Origin of the sequence: Melaminivora alkalimesophila (genome assembly GCF_000282995.1) — a bacterium.
GTDB classification, from domain to species: domain Bacteria; phylum Pseudomonadota; class Gammaproteobacteria; order Burkholderiales; family Burkholderiaceae_C; genus Melaminivora; species Melaminivora alkalimesophila.
In genome coordinates, this window is the sequence record NZ_ALEE01000777.1 from 1 (window position 1) to 2,789 (window position 2,789).

Sequence of the window (2,789 nt, forward strand, 5' to 3'; positions counted from 1 at the left end):
CCGGCAGCCCCAGCCGCGCCGCCAGCTGCGCCGCCGCCTGTACGTGCGCCTCGTCGTCGGACCGCCCGGCGCGCTGCAGCTCGATGTAGAAGCGCTGGGGGAACATGGCCGCCAGCCGCGCCGCCGCGGCTTCTGCCGTATCCTGGGCGCCGCGCAGCAGCGCCTGCCCGACCGGCCCGGCCTGTGCCCCGGACAGAGCAATCAAGCCGCCCGAGAGCTCTTCCAGCCACTGCCACGCACAGGCCGGCTGCCCGGCGCCCTGGTTCCCCGTCCAGGCCCGCGCCAGCAATTCGCACAGGTTCAGGTAGCCCTGGGTTTCCTGGACCAGCAGCAGCAGCCGCGAGGTGGCGGCGGGCTGGTCCGCCCCGCCGGCCAGCGTGACCTCCGCACCGATGATGGGCTTGACGCCCCTGGCCCGCCCCTCGCGGTAGAACTTGATTGCGCCGAACAGGTTGTTCAGGTCGGTGATCGCCAGAGCGGGTTGCCCATCGGCGGCCGCCGCCCGGACGATCTCGCCGATGCGGACGGTGCCGTCGACGACGGAAAACTCGGTGTGCAGACGCAGGTGGACAAACATCCCTGCATTGTAGAAATCCAACGGCCCCGGTGCCCGCTGCGCACGCTGCCACCCTGCGCAGGTACATACAATGCATGATTGGCCGGCCGATGCCGTCTGCCGCGCCCAGATTTCCGTTCACCGCCCGAGAGCTGCCGCCATGTTGCGTTCACCCCTGCCCCTGATCCCGGCCCTGCTGGCTGCTGCCCTGCTCATGGGTTGCTCCAGCACCAGCGAAGACAGGACCGCCGGCTGGAGCCCCGAGAAGATCCACTCCGAGGCGCGCGACGAGCTGCAGGGCGGCGCCTACGACAAGGCGGTGCCGCTGCTGGAGAAGCTGGAGGGCCGGGCTGCTGGCACCCCGCTGGCCCAGCAGGCCCAACTGGAGAAGGCCTACGCCCAGTACAAGGGCGGCGAGAAGGCCCAGGCCGTGGCGACGCTGGACCGCTTCATGAAGCTGCACCCGGCCAGCCCGGCCTACGACTACGCCCTGTACCTGAAGGGCCTGGTCAACTTCAACGACGATCTGGGGCTGTTTTCCTGGCTGTCGCGCCAGGACCTGTCCGAGCGCGACCAGAAGGCCGCCAAGGATTCCTTCGAGGCCTTTCGCGAGCTGGTGACGCGCTTTCCCGATTCGCGCTACACCCCGGATGCGCGCCAGCGCATGACCTACATCGTCAATTCGCTGGCCCAGTACGAGGTGCACGTCGCGCGCTACTACTTCGAGCGCGGCGCCTACGTGGCGGCCGTGAACCGCGCCCAGAGCGCCATTGCCGACTACAAGGACGTGCCGGCGACCGAGGAGGCGCTCTACATCCTGGTGCGCTCCTACGACGCCCTGGGCATGACCCAGCTGCGCGACGACGCCGAGCGCGTGCTGCGTGCCAGCTATCCGCAAACCACCCTGCTCCAGAGCGGTTTTCGCACCAAGGACCAGCCCTGGTGGAAGTTCTGGTGATCGCCCGCAGCTGCTGCACCCCGTCCCGAAGATCCCTCCCATGAAGCGGGCCTTTCGACTCGTCGCCGCCACCGGCATCCACCGGGGCGACCGGGAATACCAGCAGGACCAGGTGGTGCTGCTGCCCCACCCGCGCGCGCACGGCTGCGTCCTCGGCGTGGTCGCCGACGGCATGGGCGGGCGCAGCGGCGGCCGCAAGGCCTCCGACCAGGTGATGTTGACGGCACGCCAGCTGTTCGAGCGCTACTCGCCGGAGACGGACGACGCCGGCGCCCTGCTCGGGCACATCGCCCAGGAGTCGCACATCGTCATTCGCCTCACCGCCATCTCGTCCGAGCAGGAACCGCACAGCACCATTGCCGCCTTCCTCATCAACCCGCGCGGCGACTGCCACTGGGTGCACGCGGGCGACTCGCGCATCTACCACTTCCGGGATGGCCGACTCGTGCACCGCACCAGCGACCACTCCTACGTGCAAATGCTGGTGGACCGCGGCGAGCTCAGCGAGGAGGCGGCGCTGGCGCATCCGCAGTCGAACATCCTGGTGGGATGCCTCGGCACGGAGAGCGATCCGCCGCTCACGCCCCACCTGATCCACCAGCTCCAGCCCGGGGACGTGCTGCTCGCCTGCAGCGATGGGGTGTGGCACTACTTCAGCACCCAGGAGCTGGCCTCGGTATTGCAGGCGCTCTCGCCGCGCGAGGCGAGCGAGTTCCTGATCGACAAGGCGCGCACGCGCGCGCGCGGCGGCGGCGACAACCTCTCGCTTGCGGTCGTCAAGGTCGAGGCCCTGGAAGAGCCCAGGAACGCCTCGTTGCCGCCGGCATCCGCCCCGACGCCGGCAGGCTTTCACTGACCGGCCCGGGCCGACCCTTCCCTGGGGTCCGGCCGGCGGGGCTCAGGGCGCTGCTGCAGGCGGCAGCGCAGCGGCCGGGACGCGGCCCGCCGCCTCGTCCTCGGCGCGCCGGCGCTCGTACGCCTCGCGCCGCTGGCGGGCCCGCTCCTGGCGTTCCATGAAGCGCGCCCGCGCCTGGGCCTCCCGCCTCTGCCGGTCTTCGGTCTCTTCCTTGCGCACGGCCGGCGCCCGTGGCGCTGCAGCCGCCCGGGCGGGTTTCGCCGAACGCTCGGCGCGCTCGGGCCTTGCTCGCGCCCGAGGGGGCCGGGGCGGCGGCGCCTCCGCCGCCTCGGGGAGCGCGTGGCCCGTCCCGGGGCGCTCCTCGGCAACGTCCGCAGGCGCGGCGGGCGCTGGCGGCTTGAGGCGGGCCCGCTCCTGCC

General features: G+C 71.5%; 3 protein-coding genes and 1 pseudogene. 2 read left to right on the forward strand and 2 right to left on the reverse strand.

All coding sequences use genetic code 11. The annotated features are described in order from the left end of the window. On the reverse strand, positions 1 to 577 hold a 577-nt coding region (locus tag A612_RS14970), incomplete at its 3' end, for a PHP domain-containing protein (protein ID WP_040437144.1). Between the two features lie 139 nt (positions 578 to 716). On the opposite strand from A612_RS14970, the gene A612_RS14975 reads away from it, so the two are divergent. Both A612_RS14975 and A612_RS14980 read left to right on the forward strand, forming a co-directional pair. Beyond that, positions 717 to 1,514, forward strand: coding sequence for an outer membrane protein assembly factor BamD (locus A612_RS14975; protein ID WP_019375252.1), 798 nt, complete (start codon positions 717 to 719; stop codon positions 1,512 to 1,514). Between the two features lie 40 nt (positions 1,515 to 1,554). Next, entirely contained in the window at positions 1,555 to 2,370 is an 816-nt protein-coding gene (locus A612_RS14980; protein WP_019375253.1) for a PP2C family protein-serine/threonine phosphatase, read from the forward strand. A gap of 42 nt (positions 2,371 to 2,412) precedes the next feature. On the opposite strand, the pseudogene A612_RS17715 reads toward A612_RS14980, so the two are convergent. Further along, positions 2,413 to 2,789, reverse strand: a pseudogene (locus A612_RS17715) (hypothetical protein); the annotation flags it as partial.

Coding starts and splice junctions, on each gene's coding strand:
- A612_RS14975 (WP_019375252.1), top strand. CDS start 717: ATGTTGCGTTCACCCCTGCCCCTGATCCCGGCCCTGCTGGCTGCTGCC.
- A612_RS14980 (WP_019375253.1), top strand. CDS start 1,555: ATGAAGCGGGCCTTTCGACTCGTCGCCGCCACCGGCATCCACCGGGGC.